Genomic DNA, 19801 nt, shown 5'->3' with positions numbered 1-19801 from the left:
TAGCCGCCGAACTCAACGGCCGACCACGCAAAACACTCGGCTGGGACACCCCAGCCGAGCGCCTCGCTAAACTCCTCACCGAAACCAGTTGATCACCTGTGTTGCAACGACCCCTCGAATCCGCCTTGCCGAGGAAGGGTCCCCTGCAAACACCTCAGCGGGTGGGCTGCGCCGTGCCGGGGGCAGCGTCGGTGAGGACGACCTCCCACGCCTCCACGCCCCGCTCGGTGACCGTGGTCGGCGACTCCAGGTGGTACGCCCCGCTGGGTAGGATGCCGGCACCGCCGTACCGGGCCAGCACGGCCAGCTGCGCCGCCACGTCCTCGCCCTGATGCCCCTCGGGCAGCCGACGCCAGAAGTCGAAGCCGCCCGCGTCGACCAGCCGGGCCCGGTCGTAGAGCACGCAGCCCCCGATCCAGGACACCTTGTACGCCCGCCAGGCACCCTCCGGCAGGTCCAGGCTTCCGGTCACGTGCAGCAGGTTCGCCGCGGAGTGGATGGTCGCGCGCTGCCACTCGCGGGTGCCGGGGCGTACCGTCTCCGGGACGGGTGGGCCGGTCCACTCCTCGTAGTGCCGGTGGCTCTGGGGCCGGACGTCGTCGAGGTAGGAGAGACCGTGCACGGCGTTGCCGACGAACCCGCAGCCCAACTCGGTGATGGCGGTGACCAGCCGGTGCAGGGCTCCCGGTTCGAGCCAGACGTCGTCGTCGAGGCAGAGCACGTACCGGGCCGCCGACCGGTCCAGCAGGTACGCCCGGTGTTCGGCCAGGCCACGCCGGGGCAGCCGGCGGGTGAGCAGCACCGGGTGCCCCCGGTGGCGTAACGCCCGAGCCATCGTGGCGACCGCCGGGTGGCGGAAGGCGGGCGCGCCGTCGGACTGGTCGCTGACCACCACCCCGAATCCGGGTACGCCCTCCTGCGCGGCGAGCCCGGCGAGGGTGACCGCGAGTTCGGCCGCCCGGTTCCGGGTGGGGATCAGCACGTCCAGGGTGCGCTCGCGGCGGAAGTCGTCCGGCGAGCCCGGATCGAGCGGCCGGTCGACCACGCCGGGCGGGCACACGGTGTGCGGCCGGTCGGCGGTCCCGGGCGGGGCTACGGCGTCCGGCCGGTTCACGGCGTCCGGCCGGTGAGGAAGGGGCCCCGGTTCCCCTTGCCGTGGCCGTTGCCGTTGTGGTGGCCGTTGCCGTTCGGGTGGCTGTCGGTGTGCGGGTGCGTGTTCCTCGGGCGGTCGGTGCCGGCCGCGTTCGACTGACCGGTGCCGGTGCCGGTGCCGGTGCCGGTGCCAGTGCTGCTGGCGGTGGCCGTGGCGTGGCTGGTGGCGTCGAGGGTCGGCACCTCGGCGATCTGCTGCGCGCGGATCCGTTCGATGATCGCCGAGGTGGAGCGGTCCGGGACGTAGCCGAGGGTGCGGACCTGCCCGCCGAGCCGGCGGACCAGGGGAGCCTCGGGCACCATCTCGGGCGGGTAGTCGCCGCCCTTGACGTACACGTCGGGGCGGATCGCCTCGATCAACGTCGCCGGGGAGTCCTCCCCGAAGACCACCACGTGGTCGACGCAGGCCAGTGCGGCGAGCAGGGCGACCCGGTCCTCGACCGGGTTCACCGGCCGGTCCGGGCCCTTGAGCCGGCGGACGCTGTCGTCCGAGTTCACCGCCACGACGAGCAGGTCGCCCAGCTCGGCCGCCTGTTCCAGATAGCGCACGTGTCCCCGGTGGAGCACGTCGAAGCAGCCGTTGGTGAAGACCACCGACCGCTCGGCGGCCCGGTGTGCGGCCACGATCGCGGCCAGGTCCTCCGGGCCGACCAGCACCGGCCGGTCACCGCCGTCGACCGTGACGCCCAGCGCGGCGAACAGGTCCTGTCGACGGCAGACGCAGGTGCCGGTGTCCGAGACGGTGATGGTGGCGGCGAGCTGAGCCAGGTGGGCGGCGGTGGACAGCGGAGCCTCGGCGGCGAGGGCCAGCGTCATGGCGGCCAGGTACGCGTCCCCGGCCCCCACCGCGTGGCTGGCCGGCACCGGGGTGGCATGGCTGCGCCTGGTCGAGCCCTCGGCGCTGCCGACCACCGCTCCCTCGGTGTCCAGGGTGACCGCCACGACGTCCGCCCCGGTGTGCGCGCGCAGTTCGGCCAGGCGGGACTCGGCGAGGCTCGCCCGGTCCGTGCCGGTGCCGTCGGCGGTGACGGTCACTCCGGTGCCGGTGACGCTGAACCCGTCCCCGGTCAGGGCCAGCCGGTCCTCGCCGGGGGTCGGCTCGCCGGTGGGTCCGGTGGGTGGCATGTCGGCCGGGCCGGGGACCGGTTCCTCGCGGTGCGGCGGCCGGCCCGGGGCGGTGCCGTCGTGGGGCACGACGGCTGTCCGGGTGGCCCGTCCCTCGCCGGGGGCGGTGCCGACGACGAGTTCGGAGGGCCCGTCCGGCGGGTCGGGGTGGTCGAGGTGCAGGACGTCGACGCCGGTCGCCCGGACGGTGGCCCCGGCGGCGGTGGCCCGGGCGAGCAGCCGGGTCGCCTCGGCGAAGCTCGGTGTCACCACGGTCGGTGCGAGCCCGCGCCAGTCGGCGAGGTCGTGCGCGTCCAGGGCGACGGTGGCGAAACGGTGCCGGTTGGCGACCAGCCAGGCCCGGATCGGTGCGGACAGCGCACCGAGCCCGTAGTCGCAGACCACCAGGGTCGGCGCGGCGCCGGCCGACGCGGCCCGCAGTTCCTCGACCGCGCATCCCACGGCGGTGAGCAGCCGGGCCACCCCGTCGTCGGTGAGCGTGTCGTCCGGGTCGCCGGAGTCCTCCCGCAACAGGATCTGGTTCCCGGCCAACATCCGGCGTTTCACCGGGGTCGGCCGGCCGGGCTGGTTGACCGTCCGGTCCCAGACGCCCGCGCGGTCCAGGCAGTCGTGCAACTCGTCTCCGGCGACGTCCGCGCCGACCGGCGCGACCAGTGCGGCGAGGCCGCCCAGGGCGGCCAGGTTCACGGCGGTGTTCGCCGCCCCGCCGGCCGCCGAGATCCGTCGCCGCAGGGTGAGCACCGGGGCTGGTGCCTCCCGGCAGAGCCGGTCGGAGTCGGCGAACCGCCACTCGTCGAGCATCGCGTCGCCGATGACCAGGACGGGGCGTCCCCGCCAGCTCTCCACGACGGTGGCGAGCCTGCGCTGTTCCGCTGCTGCTCCTGCCATGCCGTGCCGGATCCCCCTGCCTCGGCGGGTCAAACCCGCCACCGGGCGGCGTGACCCGGGCGACGCGTTTTGCCCCTCCCTCCTCGGGAACACCATCAGTGACACGGAGAACGGGACGACGGAGGAGGGCCGACTGATGGCAGGCCGAGTACTGGAGGGCAGGCGGATCGCGTTCCTCGCCGCCGACGGCGTGGAGGAGGTCGAGTACGTCCAGCCCCGCGAGGCGGTGGAGAAGGCCGGCGCCCGGACCGAACTGGTCTCCCTGAAGGGCGGGTCGATCCGGTCGTTCAATCACCTCGACCCGTCGACCAGCTACGACGTGGACGTGGCGGTGGCGGAGGCGGACGCCGGGGCGTACGACGCGCTGGTGCTGCCGGGTGGCGTGGCGAACCCGGACTTCCTGCGGGCCGACCCGGAGGTGGTGCGGTTCGTGCGGAGCTTCCACGAGCAGGGCAAGCCGATCGGGGTGATCTGCCACGGCCCGTGGACGCTGATCGAGGCGGACCTGGTCCGGGGCCGGCGGATCACCTCCTGGCCGACGCTCCGCACCGACCTGGTCAACGCCGGCGCGGAGTGGGTCGACGAGGAGTGCGTGGTCGACGGCGGCATCGTCAGCAGCCGGAAGCCGGACGACCTGCCGGCCTTCTGTGCCGCGATCGTCGAGGAGTTCGCCCGCCGCTGAGGATCCTGGCGGCGTCGTGACCATCGAAACCGCCGGGAACCGGCCGGCGTCGCGCCCGACGCGGGCGCGGGGCGTCGACGAGGGACATGTGGCACGGCCCGGGTGAGGCCCGCTCCGACCGGACCCGGCGGGGCGGTCCGGGCCGTGCAGCCCGACCGGGCCCGGCGGGTCCGGTCGGGGCCGTGTGCTCCGACCGGATCCGCCGGGCCGTGTGGCCAGGCCGGACCCGGCGGAGCGTGTGGCCAGGCCGGATCCGGCGGAGCGTGTGCTCAGGCCGGATCCGGCGGGGCGGTCCGGGCGCGGCTGGTCAGGCCGGGGCGCGGTCGGCGGCGGTGGCCGCCCAGGCCGCGTCCTCGGCCTGTTTGCGGGCCAGGCCGTCGCGGCCGTCGTAGCGGAGGAAGGCGGGCAGCGCGGCGGCGAGCGCGACGGTGCCGACGACGCAGAGGATGCCGCCGGAGACGATCGAGCCGTTCACCCCGACCCACCGGGCGGCCAGGCCGGAGCGGAGTTGGCCGAGGAGCGGCCCGGTCGAGTAGGAGAGCATCTCGATACCGGCGAGCCGGCCGCGTAGGTGGTCGGGGATGGTCTGGTTCCAGATGATCATGCGGAACAGGCCGGAGACCATGTCCGCCGCGCCGGCCAGGGCCAGGAAGAACAGGGCCAGCCAGAGCGAGTTGACCAGCCCGACGCCGATGATGGCCAGCCCCCAGGCTCCGGCGGCGAGGACCACCATCAGCCCGTGCCGGTGCACCCGGGCGGTCCAGCCGGAGCCGACCGTGGCGATCATCGAGCCGACCGCCGGAGCGGCGTAGAGCAGCCCGAGCACCGACGGCCCGCCCAGTTTCTCGGCCATGAACGGGTAGAGCGCCTGTGGCATCCCGAAGAACATCGCGTTGATGTCGACCAGGTAGGTGCCGAGCAGTTCGGGACGGCTGCGGGCGTACCGCAGGCCGGTGACCACCGAGCGCAGCGACGGTCGGTCGGCGGCCGGCGGCGGCGGGACCGCCCGGACCATGGCCAGGCAGACCAGCGAGACCGCGAAGGTGAGCAGGTCGAACGCGTACACCCAGGCCAGGTCGACGGTGGCGATCAGGATGCCGGCCAGGCCGGGTCCGCCGAGCTGGGCGAGCTGCATCCGCAGCGAGTTCAGCGCGCTGGCCGCCGGGATCTGGTCCGGGGCGACGATGCGCGGGGTGAGCCCCTCCATGGCCGGTCGTTGCAGCCCGTCGAGCGACGCGGTCAACGCGGCCACCAGGTAGAGCAACCAGAGGTGCGGCTCGTCGTCGAGCGAGTTCACCAGCAGTACCCCGCAGAGCAGGGTGAACCCGATCTCGCCGCCGAGCACCAGCAGGCGGCGGTCCAGGTAGTCGGCGAGCGCACCGCCGACGAAGGCCATCACCAGCAGGGGTACGAGTTCACAGACGCCGATCAGGCCGACCAGGAGGGGATCCCCGGTGATCTGGTACACCTGGTAGGGCAGCGTGACGTAGGTGATGAAGGATCCGAAGCTGGATATGCCCGCCGCGGTGAAGACCAGCCGGTAGTCCCGCGAGGTCCGCAGCGGCGTCACGTCCAGCGCCGTACGGCGGAGCAGGCGGATCAGCACGTGCGGGATGTTCGCCGTTCCGGTGCGTCCTGTCCAGCGTTTTGCCCCCGAGGTGAGGGCAACCTGACCTGGCGTCCGGCTACTTGAGGATGAGCCGGTCGGTCTGCTCGAAGACAGCGAGGTCCGCGAGGGTCTCGGCGACCGAGGGGGAGAGCGGGGCGGGGAACCCGTCCCCCGGGTGGAAGAACCCGGCGTCGGTGGTCTCGTCGGTGATCCGTAGCAGGTCGCCGTCCCACTCGTCGACCCGGAACGCGGCGGTGAAGACCTGGTAGGTGTGGCCGTACATGTTGGTGTGGGTGCGGTCCGGGCCGGTGTAGAGGGCGAACGCGCTGACCCGCAGCGCCCGGAGCCCGGTCTCCTCGCGGACCTCGCGTACGGCGCAGTCGGCGATCGACTCGCCCAGTTCCATCGCGCCGGCCGGCATCGACCAGTGACCGTTGTCCGAGCGTTGGATCAGCAGCACCCGTCCGCGCTGGTCGCGCAGCACGGCCCGCGCGCCCACGAACATGAGGGTGCGGTCGCCGGCCAGTGCGCGCAGTTGCCCGACGTACGACTCGGCCCAGGAGACACTCACCGGACCAATCTACGGGGTGGTCGGCGTGTCGTACGCCACACTACTTTGTTACCTATGCGTAGCACGATGATGGACGCCCCCCTCCAGATCGCCCGGATCCTCGACCACGGCGCCACCGTGCACGGCACGGCCGAGGTGGTCACCTGGACCGGTGCGGAACCTCGCCGGATGTCGTACGCCGAGGTGGCCCGGACGGCAGCCCGGCTCGCCCACGCCCTGCGGGACGAGTGCGGGGTGACCGGGGACGAGCGGGTCGCCACCTTCATGTGGAACAACAACGAGCACCTGGTGGCGTACTTCGCGGTGCCCAGCATGGGCGCGGTGCTGCACACCCTGAACATCCGGCTCTTCCCGGAGCAGCTCACCTACATCGCCGACCACGCCGAGGACCGGGTGGTGCTGGTCGACGCCACGCTGATCCCGCTGCTGGCCCGGGTGATCGGTCAGATGACCACCGTGCGGCACGTGGTGGTGGTCGGCGGCGGCGACCCGGCGCCCCTGCTGGCGGCGGCCGGCGACCGGATCGTCGTACATCACTGGGATGCGCTGCTGGCCGACCGCCCGACGGTCTACGACTGGCCGGAGGTCGACGAGCGCGACGCGGCGGCGCTCTGCTACACCTCCGGGACCACCGGCCACCCGAAGGGGGTGGCCTACTCGCACCGTTCGGTCTACCTGCACTCGCTCCAGGTCTGCATGCCGGAGGGGTTCGGGCTCGCCCCGACCAGCCGGGAGCTGGTCATCGTGCCGATGTTCCACGCGATGGGCTGGGGGCTGCCGTACGCGGCGTTCATGTCCGGCGCGTCGCTGGTCATGCCGGACCGGTTCCTCCAGGCGGCACCGATCGCCGAGATGATCGCCGCGGAACGGCCGACGATGGCCGCCGCGGTGCCGACCATCTGGACGGACCTGCTGGCCCACCTGGACACCCACGACGCCGACGTCTCGGCGCTGCGCGAGGTGGTGGTCGGCGGGTCGGCCTGCCCACCGGCCCTGATGCACGCGTTCGGCGAGCGGCACGGCGTCGAGGTGATCCACGCCTGGGGGATGACCGAGACGTCACCGCTCGGCTCGGTGGCCCGTCCGCCGGCCGGGGCGACCGGCGAGGAGGCCTGGCGCTACCGCTACACGCAGGGGCGGGTGCCCGCCGGGGTGGCGGCCCGGATCGTCGGGCCGGACGGCGACGTGTTCCCCGCCGACGGCGCCTCGGTCGGCGAGCTGGAGGTCCGAGGGCCCTGGGTGACCGCCCACTACCTCGGGGACGAGACCCCGGACGCGGAGAAGTTCCACGACGGATGGTTGCGCACCGGTGACGTCGGTACGCTCTCCCCGGACGGCTTCATCACGCTGACCGACCGCTCCAAGGACGTGATCAAGTCCGGTGGCGAGTGGATCTCGTCGGTGGAGCTGGAGAACGCCCTGATGGCCCATCCGGCGGTGCTGGAGGCGTGCGTGGTCGGGGTCCCGGACGAGCGCTGGCACGAACGCCCGCTCGCCACGGTGGTGCTCCGGGAGGGGGCCTCGGCGACGGCGGAGGAGTTGCGTGAGTTCCTCGCCGGCTCGGTGGCGCGGTGGCAGTTGCCGGAACGGTGGGCGTTCATCGACGGGGTGCCGAAGACCAGTGTCGGCAAGTTCGACAAGAAGGTGGTCCGGGCCCGGTACGCCGACGGCGCGCTCCCGGTGCACGTGTTGGCGGTGTAACGGTTTCGAAGGCGGCGACGCCTGAGGAGGTAGGGGCGATACTCCTACTCCCCCTCCCCAGGAGCGGCCCCGGCGTTCGCACCGCGCCGGGGCCGCCCGCTTGTGCGGTTCGTGCCGCACCAGCATTGTTGCGAATATCTTTCACATTCACCCGGTGGTCGCCGACTCTGTCCCCCGGTCGGCGGAAGCTCCGACGAACAGCGGTCAGGCCGCGCTGGTGCTGATCAGCACCTTCCCGACCACCGAGTCCTCCACCACGCGGTGCGCCGCCGCCGTGGCGTCGAGCGGGTAGTGGTGCAGCGGCAACCCGGCGCCCTCACCCACCCGGACGTGCCCCTGGGCGATCGCCGCCGTCACGTCCGCGATCGCCTGCTCCTTCGCCGGCCACGGGGTGGTGTAGACGAGGACGAACTGCCAGCGCGCGTTCGGCAGCATCAGCGCCCGGATCGGCAGCGTCACCTCGTCACCGCCGTCGTCGGCGTAGACGCTGACCACCGCGCCGGTCCGCAGGATCCGTACGTCGGTGGCGGCGTTCCGGGCGGCGGAGACCTCCACCACCGCGTCCACCCCGTCGGGCGAGATCCGGCGGACCTCCTCGGCCACGTCCTGCTCCCGGTAGTTGACCACGTGGTCGGCGCCGGCCGCCGCCGCGAGGAGCGCCTTCTCCGGGCTGCTGACCGTGGCGACCACCGTGGCGTCCGCCCAGCGGGCGAGCTGGATGGCCGCGTTCCCCACCGCCCCGGCCCCGCCCTGCACCAGCACCACCCGGCCGGTGAGCGAACCGGCGTGCAGGCGGCGCGGCATGGTCTCCCCGGCGGTCAGGCAGCGGTGCGCGGTGAGGAACGGGATACCGAGGCAGGCGCCCAGGTCGAAGGAGGCGTCACCGAGCGGCACCGCCTGCCGGGCCGGCACCACCGTGTACTCGGCGGCGGTGCCCCACCGGCGCTGCCAGGACGCCTCCCACACCCAGACCCGCTCACCGATCAGCCGCCGGTCCAGTCCGGTGCCGACCGCCTCGATCACCCCCGCGCCGTCCTGCCCCGGGGTCTGCCCGCCGTCGGGCACCGGCCAGTTGCGGCGGCCCTTCCAGTCGGTCGGGTTCACCCCGGCGACCGCGAGCCGCACCAGCACCTCCCCGGGACCGGGTTCCGGCACCGGCCGGTCGACCACCTGGAGCACCGAGGGGTCACCGTTGCGCTCGTACACGATCGCCTTCATCCCGTCCTCTCCTCCCGGTCGCGCTGCCGTACCCGGCAGTGCCCCGATCATGCCGGGTAGGGGCGCGGGAGGGGGGACCGCCGGGCACGTCATGCCCCGGGAAAGGACCCGTCGGGTACGGCCGGGTCGGGGGCGGATCAGCCGGCGACGACCTCGGGGGTGAGTGCGCCGATCGACGGGAGCACCACGGCGGCCAGCCGTTCGGCGTCCGGATCCAGCGGGTACGCCCCGTGCGGCACCGCCACCACCCGCATTCCCGCCGCCGCGGCGGACCGCACCCCGTTGGAGGAGTCCTCCACCGCCACGCAGCGCGCCGGTGCCACGCCGAGGCGCGCGGCCACCGCCAGGTAGACGTCCGGAGCGGGCTTGCCGTGCGCGGTCTCCTCGGTGGAGAGGGTCGCGCCGAAGGTGCCGGTCAGACCGGTCGCGGCGAGCGCCGCCGCGATCAGCCGGGTCGGCGAGGAACTGGCCAGCCCCAGCGGCCAGCGGCCGGCCAGCCGGCGCGCCACGTCGTCGGCCCCGTCGATCAGCGGGACGCGCTCGGCGTACCGCCGGGCCATCTCCTCGACCACCTCGGCGGCCACCTGCTCGGCGGTCCGGTCGACGCCGAGGTCGTCGCTGAGGTGGCGGGACCACTCCCCGGTGCTCATCCCCATTAGCCGGCGTTGGGTGTCCGGCTGCCAGGTGCCGCCGTGCGCCGCCACGTACGCGCGGCGGACCTCCTCCCACACCGGCTCGGAGTCCACGATCACGCCGTCCAGGTCGAAGATCACCGCATCCGTCACGGCTCCATCCTGCCGCGTCCGGGGCCGTTACGCCGGCACAGGCCCGGCGGGATCAGCCCGGCAGCCTGGCCGGCGGGGCCAGCCCGACAGCCCGGCCGGCGGGGCCAGCCCGGCCGGCAGGCTGATCCGGCAGGTCAGCCCTTCCGGCCGTTCCTGCCCGGCAGATCAGTCCGGCATGGCCGGCAGGCCGATCGGGTTGCCCGGGGGGATCATCGTGTGGCAACGGCGGGCCAGCGGTTCGAGCAACTCCCGGAGCCGGTCGATCCGCTCGGTGCCGAGCGCCTGCCACGGGTGGGCGGCGGCCCGGTCGGTGGCCTCCTCGACCGCCTGGAAGCCGGCCCGGCCCTCCTCGGAGGGCTTCCCCTCCGGGGTCAGCCAGCCGCGCCCGACCAGCCGGTCGTGGGCCGCCCGCCACTGCTCCTCGGACCAGCCCCGGCCGGTCAGCATGACCGGCTGCATGCCGTCGGCGATGCGCCAGGCCAACGTCTCCACCGGGTCCAGGCCGGCGGCGACGAGTGCCGCGACGTGCCCGTCGCCCCGGTGCTCACGCAGCGTCGTGGACGCCTGCCAGAGCCGGGCGAGAGGGTACTCCGCGCGGGGCAGGGCGGCGTTCGCCGCGCCCAGCACCCGGCCGCCCGGCTCCACCGTCAGGGCGGCGGCCTCCAGCAGCTCCGCCGCCTCGGCCAGGTGCTTCTCGGGCAGTTCGTACGTCAGTTCGGCGAGCGCCTGCACCGCTCCGGTGAGCCGGGCCCGCAGCGCTTCCGCCGGGGTGGCGAGCTGCCAGACGGCCGGCAACGCCCGGCCGACCATGTGCGGGGCGAAGGTGAAGAAGACCGCGACCACCGGGGCGGCGTCGGTCGCGCCCAGCGGCGCGGCACGCCCGGCGAAGTAGCCACGCCAGTACCCGCGCAGCCCGACCGCCTCGAAGGCGGCCCGGGACCGGGGGTGGAAGTAGGTCACCACGTGCAGCGGCTCGTAGTGGGTCCACATCAACCGGGCGGTCCGCCCCGGATCGTCCAGTGACACGTGCACCTCCGCGTCCGGCGGGTGGTCACCACGCCGCGCTGCGTGGTGGATCCTGAACCTACTGCCACCGGGCAAGCTGCCGGAAGACTCCTGTGGTCCACACCGCACCGGCCGTTCCGCCGCTCCCGGTGCCGCCCGTCGAGCGGCACCGGGAGCGGAGGCAGGTGGTAGGAGGGGGCCCCGGTTACCGCTTTTTGCGGTGCAGGGGACCCCTCCTACCACCCGAAGCGGGTCACTGGGCGGCGAGGACGTCCACCACGAAGCGCAGCGGGCCGGCCGGGCGACCACCGGCACCGTCGCCGTACGCCAGCTCGGCCGGGATGTCCAGCTGGACCCGGCTGCCCACGTTCACCCCGACCAGGCCCTGGTCCCAGCCCGGGATGACCATGCCCCCGCCGACCTGGAAGGTGAACGGCTGGCCGGTCTTCCAGGAGGCGTCGAACTCCTCGCCCGAGGCGTAGAACGCCCCGACGTAGTTGACGGTGAGCTGCTGACCGGCCTTGGTGGCCGGGCCGGTGCCCTTGACCAGCGGGGTGACGGTGAGCTTGGTCAGCTCGCCGGAGCCCTTGGCCACGACCGGCTTGGTGCCCAGCGCCGGATCGGTGTTCGGGGGCAGCTGCGGAGCGGGAGCCCCGGGCGCGTCCGCCGACGCGCTGGCCGAGGGGGAGGTCGCGGCCTGGTCGGCGGGCTCGTCGTCGCTCCCGAAGACCACGAACGCCCCGACGATTACGCCGACCACGGCGAGGCCGGCGAGCGCGCCGAGCATCGACTGCCGGCGGCGCTTCGCCTCGGCGGCCTTCTGGGCGGCCAGCTTGGCGGCGAGCCGCCGTTCCGACTTGCTCGCCGGGCTCTGGCCCGAGGACCGGTTCTCCGTGCGCTCACTCACGTCGAGCACTCCCTGTCGCTGTGGAATGGTGGGTCGGCGCCGGTGCGGGCCGAAGTCGACGCAAACGGTACCCGGATCGATGCTCCGCAGGCAGGGGTCCCAGCGGCTCCGGCCCCGGGCAACCGGTCGGTGGGTGGGCCCGGGCGGCGGTAGATTCGGCCCATGGCGTTCCTCACCGCAGACGACATTGCCCTCCTGAACGAGTCGCAGCTGGCCCACGTGGCCACGATCGAAGCCGACGGCACCCCGCACGTCACCCCGGTCTGGGTGGACACCGACGGCGAGCACGTCATCTTCAACACCGCCAAGGGGCGGGTGAAGCACCGGAACATGGAACGCAACCCGGTGGTGGCGATCTCCGTCTCCGACCGGACGAACGACTACCGGACGCTGTGGATCAAGGGCACCGTCGAGCTGACCACCGAGGGCGCCGACGAGCACATCGACCGGATGGCGAAGAAGTACCTCGACAAGGACACGTACCCGTTCCGCAAGCCGGGTGAGGAGCGGGTGATCGTCAAGGTCACCCCGACCCAGCGGCTCAGCCAGGGCTGACGTACGACGGCCGGGGTCAGGCCGTCTTGCGCGGCGCCTTCTTCGGCGCGGCCTTCCTGGCCCCGGTCTTCTTCTCCGCCCCCGGCTCGGCCTTCTTCGCCGAGGTCTTCCTCTCCGCCGTCTTCTTCGGGGCGGCCTTCTTCTCCGTGGTCTTCCCGGCCGCCTTCCCGGCCGGGGCCTTCTTCGCGGCGGCCTTCTTCGCCGGAGCCTTCTGTGCCGACCGGGCCGCCGAGATCGGTGTGGGCTCGCCGGCCTCCGGCTGTTCGCCCCGGGCTGCCCGGGCCCGCTCCACGGACGCCCGGAGCGCGGCCATCAGGTCCACCGCCGCAGCCGGTGCCTCCTCGACCTCCTCCGGCGCGACCACCTCCCGCCCCTCCACCTTGGCGTCGATGACCTCCTGCAACGCGGCCCGGTAGTCGTCGGTGAAAACGTCCGGCTGGAACTCGCCGGCCATCGAGTCGATCAGCGAACTGGCCATCGCCAGCTCCGGTGGGCGAACGGTGATGTCCTCGTCCAGGAACCCGAAGTCCGGTTTGCGGACCTCGTCCGGCCAGAGCATGGTGTTGAGCAAGAGCACGCCCTCCCGGACGCGCAACGTGGCGAGCTGTTCCCGCTGGCGCAGCGCCACCTTGACGATCGCCACCCGCTCCGCGTCGACCAGGGCGTCGCGCAGCAGCACGTACGGCTTGGTCGCCGCCCCCTCCGGCTCCAGGAAGTACGCCTTGTTGTAGAGGATCGGGTCGACCTGCTCGGCCGGGACGAACTCCAGTACGTCGATCGCGTGCGAGGTGGTCAGCGGCAGGTCGGCGAAGTCCTCGTCGGTCAGCACCACCATCTCGCCACCGCCGATGTCGTAGCCCTTGGCGATGTCGTCGTAGTTGACCTCCTCGCCGCAGACCGAGCAGGTGCGCTTGTACCGGATCCGACCGCCGTCGGCCCGGTGCACCTGGTGGAAGCGGATGTCCTTCTCCTGGGTGGCGGAGTAGAGCTTCACCGCGATCGAGACCAGACCGAACGAGACGGCACCCTTCCAGATCGCCCGCATGCTGGCGCTCCTCTCACCGCTTCTGACCAGGATCGCAAATGATCGAAGGTGGCGCGCGCCGTTCACCGGCGAACTACAGTCACACTCGTGCCGGGCCGCCCGCCGCTGAGGCCGATGCTCGCGACGACCGGGCCGCTGCCGGCCGGGTCGGAGTGGGCGTACGAGTTCAAGTGGGACGGCGTACGCGCCCTGGCCGACATCTCTCCCACCGGCCAGCGCCTCTACGCCCGGTCCGGCGTGGAGATCACCGCCGCGTACCCGGAACTGGCGAGTCTGGGTGAGCAGGTGGACGACGCCCTGCTCGACGGGGAGGTGGTGCTCCTCGGCGCGGCCGGTCAGCCCTCGTTCACCGCGCTGGCCGAGCGGATGCACGTACGGGACCGGAACCGGGCGGCCCGGCTGGCGGCGGTCGCCCCGGTGACGTACATGATCTTCGACCTGTTGCGGCTGCGCGGGGTGGACCTGACCGGCCGCCCGTACGCACGACGGCGCGCGGAGTTGGCGGCGCTGGGGCTCGGCGGGGCCCGGTGGGCGGTGCCGCCGAGCTTCCCCGACGGCCCGGCCACCTACGAGGCGGCCGGTGAACACGGGCTGGAGGGGGTGATGGCCAAGCGGCTCGACGCGCCGTACCGCCCGGGGGTGCGCTCGCCCGACTGGGTGAAGGTCAAGCTGGAGGTGACCGGGGACTTCGTGGTGGGCGGCTGGCGGCCCGGCGCGCGGAAGATCGGCGGGTTGCTGGTCGGGGTGCCCGGTCCCGACGGCCGGCTCGCCTACCGGGGCCGGGTCGGCGGCGGGATCGGGGCGGCCCTGGAGCGGGCGCTCCTGGCCGAGTTGGAGCCGCTGCGCACCGCCGCCTCGCCGTTCGCCGTCGGCGTGCCCCGGGAGGACGCCCGGGGCGCGATCTGGGTGGAGCCCCGGGTGGTGGTCGAGATCAAGTACGGCCAGCGCACCCCGGACGGTCGACTGCGCTTCCCCCGGGTACTGAGACTGCGTCCGGACAAGCCCCCCGAGGAGGTCGACGATGCCGGGTGAGCGGCTGCGCGTGGAGGTGGAGGGGCGTTCGCTGGAGCTGTCCAACCTGGACAAGGTGCTCTACCCGGACGCCGGGTTCACCAAGGGCGAGGTGATCGACTACTACACCCGGATCGCCCCGGTGCTCCTGCCGCACCTGCGGGACCGCGCGCTGACCCGGATCCGCTACCCGAACGGCGTGGCCGACAAGTCGTTCTTCGAGAAGAACAAGCCGGCCGCCACCCCCGACTGGGTCCGGGTGGAGACGCTGCCCGCGCCGGGTTCGACCAAGGGGCGGGAGACCATCGACTACGTGGTCGCCGACGACCTGCCCACCCTGGTCTGGCTGGCCAACCTCGCCGCGCTGGAGCTGCACACGCCGCAGTGGCGGATCGGCGCGCACCCGGACATGCTGGTCGTCGACCTCGACCCGGGGCCGCCGGCCGGGCTGCGCGAGTGCTGCCAGGTGGCGGTGCTGCTGCGCGACCGGCTCGCCGACGACGGCGTGGAGGCGTACCCGAAGACCTCGGGCAAGAAGGGGATGCAGCTCTGCTGCCCGGTGGCCGGCACCCAGTCCGCCGACGTGGTCTCCGACCACGCCCACCGGATCGCCCGCGAGCTGGAGGGCGCACACCCGAAGCTGGTCGTGTCGAGGATGGCGAAGAACCTGCGTCCGGGGAAGGTCTTCATCGACTGGAGTCAGAACAACGCGGCGAAGACCACGGTGGCGCCGTACTCGCTGCGGGCCCAGCCGGTCCCGTCCGTCTCCACGCCGCTGACCTGGGACGAGGTGGAGGCGGTCGCCGCCGACGGCCGGCGTCGGCTGCGTCCGTACACCGCCGCCGAGGTCCTGACCCGGGTCGACGAGTACGGCGACCTGCTCGCTCCGCTGCTCGACGGCGGTCCGGAGCTTCCCACCCGCTGACGCCGGTTGCTATTCGACGCACATCGATGCGACGCTGAAGGGGATCTCAGCCGGCGCGTCGAGTGGGGGATCGTCATGAAGCGGCTCGTGTCCCGCCTGCTCGCGGCGGCGTGCCTCCTGCCGCTGCTGGCCGTGCCGGCCCAGCCCGCGGCCGCCTCGACCCCCTTCCGCAACCCGCTCAACCCGGGCGCGGACCCCACCATGACCTACTTCAACGGCCAATACCACCTGGCCACCACGCTCGGGGACCGGATCGGCATCTGGTCCTCGCCGACCCTGGCGGGTCTGGCCAGCGCCGGAGAACGGACGGTGTGGCGCGACCCGGACCCCAGCCGCAACAAGCAGGTGTGGGCCCCCTCGATCCACCGGTTCGTCCGGCCCGAGGGACCCCGCTGGTACATCTACTACACCGCCAGCGACGGCGTCGACGCCAACCACCGCAACTACGTCATCGAGTCCGAGGGCGACGACCCGCGCGGCCCGTACCACTTCAAGGCCCGGATCGCCGACGACGGGGAGTACGCGATCGACGGTGAGCCGTTCGTGCACAACGGCACGATGTACTTCGCCTGGTCGGGGCCGGGGCGGGGCATGGGTGGGCCGCAACAGATCTACCTGCGCAGGATGACCAGCCCGTGGACGACCACCGGCAGCCGGGTCGCCCTGCCCGCCGACGGTGGCTGCCACGAGGTGCGCGAGGGCCCGACCGGGCTGCGCGGCACGGGACGGCTCTTCCTCGTCTACTCCACCTGCGACACCGGCAAGCCCGACTACCAGCTCTGGATGAGGTCCATCGCCGACGGCGCGGACCCGCTGGTGGTCGCGAACTGGCGGCAGCACCCCGGCCCGGTGCTCTGGCGCAACGACGCGGCCGGTGTCTTCGGCCCCGGGCACAACGGCTTCTTCCGCTCACCGGACGGCACCCAGGACTGGATCGTCTACCACGGCAAGACCACCTCGGCGTACACCTACGAGGGACGCACCACGCGTGCCCAACCGGTGCACTGGAACGCCGACGGCACCCCGAACTTCGGCCGTCCGCTCGCGCTGTCCGCCACCCAGGCACCGCCCTCCGGGGACCCGTGGGCCAGCCAGGAGGCGGGTGCCACCCGCAGCTACGTCTCCGCCGAGCAGCGGCACCACTTCGACCGCGCCCCCGACGGCATGCTGACCCACTGGTGGTGGGACCCGGTGGACCGGACGGTGCGGCGCGACGTGTGGGGCGGCCCGATCGCCGGCCGACCGGTCGGCTACCCGGTCGGAGCCGAGCAGTACGTCTTCGCCCGTACCCCGGACGGACGCCTGCGGCACTGGTGGTGGACGCCGGGCGGGAGCGTCCGCCAGGAGGACTGGGGGCCGGGCCTGGCCGGCGACCCGACCGGAATGGTCACCTCCAACGGGCAGAAGCACGTGTTCGGCCGGGCCCCGGACGGCCGGTTGGCCCACTGGTGGGCCGAGTCCGACGGCACCGTCCGCCGGGACACCTGGACCGGCGGCGACCTGGTCGGCACGCCGGTCGCGTACGCCGTCGGCAACGAGCAGCACGTCTTCGCCCGGGGCAGCGACAACACGCTGCGCCACTGGTTCTGGTTCCCCGGCATCGCGAACAACCTGCCGGGGCTGGACGACTGGGGCGCGGTCGGCCGGGTGCACTCCGACCCGACCGGGTTCGCCTTCGGCGACCAGCAGCACGTCTTCTACCGGACCGCCGACGGCAGCCTCGAACACCGCTTCTTCGACCACGGCGACTGGGCCGTACGGACCGACAACTGGGGTGGCGCGCTCGTCGGCTCGCCCTTCGCCCTCCGGCAGGGCCAGACGCAGCAGGTCTTCGCCCGAGGCACCGACGGCGCGCTGTGGCGGCTGTCGTGGCGGCCCGGCGGCGCGGTGACCGCCGACCGGACGACCTCCGGTGCCACCACCGACCCGGTGGCGCTCGCCTGGCGCGACGAGACCCACGTGCTGGCCCGGGGCGGGGACGGCTCCCTGGTCGACTGGCACTGGCCGTCCTCGGGCGGTGCGGTGCCGACGTCCTGGGGCGGCCAGGTAGCCCCCTGACGCCCCCGCGCACCGCACCCCGCGCGGGCTTGCCGTCGCGGCGTCGGGTGTGGCAGTGGTGGAACGTTCAGGCTGGTTCGGGGTGCCAGCGGACGGCTGCGGCGGCGGCGAGGTCGCCGGCGTGCGCGAAACCGGCCAGCACCACCAGGTCCCCGGGGCTCGGCCGGCCCTGCCGGAGGGTCTCGTGCAGGGTGACCGGCACGGCCGCGCCGAAGAGGTTGCCGTACTCGTCGAAGGTGTCCGGATGCCGGGCCACGTCGACGCCGAGGGACTCCCGCCAGTTGGCGAGGAAGAGCCGGTTCGGCTGGTTGGTGACCAGCAGGTCGATCGCCGAGGTGGGAACGTCGAGGCGGTCGCAGAGCCGGCCGACCACCTCCGGTACGAGAGCGTTGCCCCGATCAATGATCTTCCGCACCTTGTCCGGGGTGAACGAGACATCGAGCTGGCTGTGCCCCGGCTCCCAGTAGCGGCGTCCGTCCTCCAGCCGGACGCCCATGTCCCCGGCGAACTCGCCGAGGTTGCGCACTTCGACGTCGAGGATCGGCGACTCGTCCCCCACCCGCAGGTAGCCGACCCCGCAGCCGTCCCCCGGCACCGAGGCGTGCGAGCGGCGGCGTACCTCGGACTGGGCGAACATCTGGCCGGCGGTGTTCTGCACGCAGCAGATCAGCGCGGTGCGCGCCTCACCGGTTCGCAGGATCTGCCGGGCCGTCCGGAGCATGTGGACGAAGGAGGCACAGCCGCCGTTGTGCACGTCCAGCACCCAGCCCGGGTCCTGCCCGAGCCGGTGCGCCACCGCCGATCCCGCGCCGGTCCACGGCAGGTCGGGTAGTTGCACGTTGGTGAGCAGGACGTCCAGCGGTCCGTCGCCCCGGGCGGCGGCACGGTCCAGGACCGGCCGGGCGGCCTTCTCGATCATGTCCACGGCGCTCTCGCCCGGGGCCACATGTCGCCGGTACCGGGGCGACTTGAACATCACGCTCTCCCGGAGCGCGTCGTCGTCGCCACCGTAGAAGTCCACGGTGACCCGTCGTTCCGGCAGGTAGCTGCCGACATCCACCAGGCTGACCGGGTTCACGCGACCTCCCGGTCTCCGTGGGGGTGGCCGACCAGCCGGAACCGCGGGCCTGCTGTGCTCATCGAGGATCGCCCCTGTCGTGCGGTGGGTGCGGACGTCCTTCGTGATCATCGTCGCCGGGAAATCGATCCCGCACAAGCCCCCGCCCGGTCCGCCGTCCGCCGCGCCCCGCTGCCAGGGCGGGAAATCGCCCGCTCCGGCTACCGGTGTCGGGTCAGCGGTGATCGGGTGCAGGGCGCGGTGTGGTCGGTGGGCAGGGTGCACCGGCCACCGGCGGCCAGTCGCCGGTCGCAGAAGACCCGATGTCGTACGCCCTGGGCGTCCTCGGCCGAGACGGTCACCTCCCCGGCGTCGATCCGCGAGGTGAGCAGGGCGAGAGCGCGGGTGGCGGTGCGGGCGAAGATCCGGGCGCGGTTCAGGTCGGGTGCGACGACCGGCACGTGGATCACCCAACGCTCCTCGCTCATCGCCGGTCACCTGCGGTCGCGCGTAGGGCGTGCCCGGTCTGCCAGTCGCGGAGCGCGTCCTTGATCCGCTTGTTCTCGTCGAGTACGGCTTCCAGCGCGGTCTGCGCGACGGTCAGTTCGTCGGCCACCCGGTGCAGGAAGGCCCGGATCTCGTCGGGGTCGAGCCCGTGGCGGCGGGTGGTGAAGCAGCGGGCGCGGACCTGCCAGGGCCGCAACGGTCGGTACGCGGACGGCGGGGCCGCGTTGACGGGGTGCCGGTACGCCGGCCGCCGCCGGTGGTGCCGGCCGAGCAGGCGACGCAGGATCGTGCGCATCAGGTGACCGCCCTTCGGGGTGTCCGCTCTCGTTTCCGGTCTGCCCACCGGGTGGAGGGGTGGTCTCCGGCGTCGGGTCCGCCGGAGACCACCCGGCCCGACCACCGCAGCCTCGATCGGCAGTACGGCAACCGGACGTGTGGTGTCCGGTGGTCGGGGCGAAGCAGGGGGACCGCCTCGCCCCGACCGGCTGCCCCTGGTGCCATCCGGGGGCTCGTGAGGAACCTACAACCGGTACCGGTTGTAGGTCAACGATGAACCACCGGTTGGTTGAGATTGGAGGTGCCACGTGATCGAATGGGCCTTGCCATCCGGGGAGTGTGTGATGCCCAAGCAGCAGTACCAGATGCTCGCAGACGAGCTGCGCAAGAAGATCGACTCAGGCGAGTGGCCGCCCGGCACCAAGTTGCCGAGTCGCGCGCAACTGTGCAAGGAGTACGGCGTATCCGACACGGTTGTCGGTAAGGCGATGATGCTGCTCCGGGCGACCGGCCTGACGGAGACCTTGGAGGGCGTGGGCGTGTTCGTGGCCGATCGCTCGTAGCTCGCGGTCGACGAACGCCGGGCGGATGACGGTGATACCGGCCCGCCCGGCCCACGTCGACGGCTGAACGCCCGTGCCGGGTCGACGTCGCCGTCTTCGGGGCGGACCATCCAGCGGTGGCCGGCAGCGGGGCGAGAACGTTCTACGAACGGCTCGGCTTG

Annotated in this window: 18 protein-coding genes and 1 pseudogene; 7 read left to right on the top strand and 12 right to left on the bottom strand. The window is 73.1% G+C overall.

Going from position 1 to position 19801, the window contains the following annotated elements:
• Positions 1–154: 154 nt before the first annotated feature.
• A complete protein-coding gene (locus QSK20_RS30305) occupies positions 155–1045 on the bottom strand; it encodes a glycosyltransferase family 2 protein (protein ID WP_285792035.1) in 891 nt (296 codons plus the stop codon).
• A 305-nt stretch (positions 1046–1350) separates the two neighbouring features.
• Positions 1351–3165 (bottom strand): annotated as a pseudogene (gene rfaE2 / locus QSK20_RS30300) (D-glycero-beta-D-manno-heptose 1-phosphate adenylyltransferase); the annotation flags it as partial.
• A gap of 136 nt (positions 3166–3301) precedes the next feature.
• On the opposite strand from rfaE2, the gene QSK20_RS30295 reads away from it, so the two are divergent.
• Positions 3302–3847, top strand: a complete 546-nt coding sequence (locus QSK20_RS30295) for a type 1 glutamine amidotransferase domain-containing protein (RefSeq protein WP_285792034.1) — start codon at positions 3302–3304, stop codon at positions 3845–3847.
• Between the two features lie 307 nt (positions 3848–4154).
• On the opposite strand, the gene QSK20_RS30290 is transcribed toward QSK20_RS30295, so the two are convergent.
• Entirely contained in the window at positions 4155–5453 is a 1299-nt protein-coding gene (locus QSK20_RS30290; protein WP_285792033.1) for an MFS transporter, read from the bottom strand.
• 79 nt (positions 5454–5532) lie between these two features.
• Entirely contained in the window at positions 5533–6027 is a 495-nt protein-coding gene (locus tag QSK20_RS30285) for an NUDIX domain-containing protein (RefSeq protein WP_285792032.1), read from the bottom strand.
• Between the two features lie 54 nt (positions 6028–6081).
• Here QSK20_RS30285 and QSK20_RS30280 point away from each other — a divergent pair, with 54 nt between their 5' ends.
• Positions 6082–7728 carry a fatty acid--CoA ligase gene (locus QSK20_RS30280; protein ID WP_285792031.1) on the top strand — a complete coding sequence of 549 codons (1647 nt, stop codon included), beginning with the start codon at positions 6082–6084 and terminating at the stop codon, positions 7726–7728.
• 204 nt (positions 7729–7932) lie between these two features.
• Here the strand turns inward: QSK20_RS30280 and QSK20_RS30275 are convergent, their stop codons facing one another.
• From QSK20_RS30275 to QSK20_RS30260, 4 genes are all read right to left on the bottom strand, one after another.
• Complete coding sequence (locus QSK20_RS30275) at positions 7933–8946, bottom strand: NADPH:quinone reductase (RefSeq protein ID WP_285792030.1); 1014 nt, start codon at positions 8944–8946, stop codon at positions 7933–7935.
• Between the two features lie 137 nt (positions 8947–9083).
• The gene (locus QSK20_RS30270; protein ID WP_285792029.1) at positions 9084–9731 is read right to left on the bottom strand and encodes an HAD family hydrolase; all 648 of its coding nucleotides are present in this window, start codon (positions 9729–9731) and stop codon (positions 9084–9086) included.
• A 165-nt stretch (positions 9732–9896) separates the two neighbouring features.
• On the bottom strand, positions 9897–10721 hold the full coding sequence (locus QSK20_RS30265; RefSeq protein ID WP_285792039.1) for an SCO6745 family protein: 825 nt from the start codon (positions 10719–10721) through the stop codon (positions 9897–9899).
• 268 nt (positions 10722–10989) lie between these two features.
• Entirely contained in the window at positions 10990–11643 is a 654-nt protein-coding gene (locus QSK20_RS30260; protein WP_285792028.1) for an FKBP-type peptidyl-prolyl cis-trans isomerase, read from the bottom strand.
• Between the two features lie 162 nt (positions 11644–11805).
• On the opposite strand from QSK20_RS30260, the gene QSK20_RS30255 reads away from it, so the two are divergent.
• Complete coding sequence (locus QSK20_RS30255) at positions 11806–12198, top strand: PPOX class F420-dependent oxidoreductase (RefSeq protein ID WP_285792027.1); 393 nt, start codon at positions 11806–11808, stop codon at positions 12196–12198.
• 16 nt (positions 12199–12214) lie between these two features.
• Here QSK20_RS30255 and ku read toward each other — a convergent pair whose 3' ends face one another.
• Complete coding sequence (ku, locus tag QSK20_RS30250) at positions 12215–13243, bottom strand: non-homologous end joining protein Ku (RefSeq protein ID WP_285792026.1); 1029 nt, start codon at positions 13241–13243, stop codon at positions 12215–12217.
• Between the two features lie 87 nt (positions 13244–13330).
• On the opposite strand from ku, the gene ligD (QSK20_RS30245) reads away from it, so the two are divergent.
• The 3 genes from ligD (QSK20_RS30245) to QSK20_RS30235 all read left to right on the top strand — a co-directional run bounded on the left by ligD (QSK20_RS30245) (position 13331) and on the right by QSK20_RS30235 (position 17237).
• The gene (gene ligD, locus QSK20_RS30245) at positions 13331–14275 is read left to right on the top strand and encodes a non-homologous end-joining DNA ligase (protein WP_285792025.1); all 945 of its coding nucleotides are present in this window, start codon (positions 13331–13333) and stop codon (positions 14273–14275) included.
• Positions 14265–15179: a non-homologous end-joining DNA ligase gene (gene ligD, locus QSK20_RS30240; RefSeq protein ID WP_285792024.1), complete on the top strand. Its 915-nt coding sequence runs from the start codon at positions 14265–14267 to the stop codon at positions 15177–15179. Before ligD (QSK20_RS30245) ends, ligD (QSK20_RS30240) begins: the two co-directional genes overlap by 11 nt.
• A gap of 75 nt (positions 15180–15254) precedes the next feature.
• Positions 15255–17237 (top strand): family 43 glycosylhydrolase, encoded by a 1983-nt coding sequence (locus tag QSK20_RS30235; protein ID WP_285792023.1) that lies wholly within the window; start codon positions 15255–15257, stop codon positions 17235–17237.
• A 67-nt stretch (positions 17238–17304) separates the two neighbouring features.
• On the opposite strand, the gene QSK20_RS30230 is transcribed toward QSK20_RS30235, so the two are convergent.
• The 3 genes from QSK20_RS30230 to QSK20_RS30220 form a co-directional block, all read right to left on the bottom strand.
• A complete protein-coding gene (locus QSK20_RS30230) occupies positions 17305–18315 on the bottom strand; it encodes a 3-oxoacyl-ACP synthase III family protein (protein ID WP_285792022.1) in 1011 nt (336 codons plus the stop codon).
• Positions 18316–18515: 200 nt separating this feature from the next.
• Positions 18516–18782 carry a hypothetical protein gene (locus QSK20_RS30225; RefSeq protein ID WP_285792021.1) on the bottom strand — a complete coding sequence of 89 codons (267 nt, stop codon included), beginning with the start codon at positions 18780–18782 and terminating at the stop codon, positions 18516–18518.
• Complete coding sequence (locus QSK20_RS30220; protein ID WP_352232332.1) at positions 18779–19096, bottom strand: DivIVA domain-containing protein; 318 nt, start codon at positions 19094–19096, stop codon at positions 18779–18781. Before QSK20_RS30220 ends, QSK20_RS30225 begins: the two co-directional genes overlap by 4 nt.
• A 325-nt stretch (positions 19097–19421) precedes the next feature.
• Here QSK20_RS30220 and QSK20_RS30215 point away from each other — a divergent pair, with 325 nt between their 5' ends.
• Positions 19422–19640 (top strand): winged helix-turn-helix domain-containing protein, encoded by a 219-nt coding sequence (locus QSK20_RS30215; protein WP_145820525.1) that lies wholly within the window; start codon positions 19422–19424, stop codon positions 19638–19640.
• Positions 19641–19801: the final 161 nt, after the last annotated feature.

This window comes from Micromonospora sp. NBRC 101691, from assembly GCF_030269285.1.
Lineage (GTDB): Bacteria > Actinomycetota > Actinomycetes > Mycobacteriales > Micromonosporaceae > Micromonospora > Micromonospora echinospora.
The sequence above is the reverse complement of the archived record's forward strand: the minus strand, read 5'-3'. Positions and strand labels throughout refer to the sequence as shown.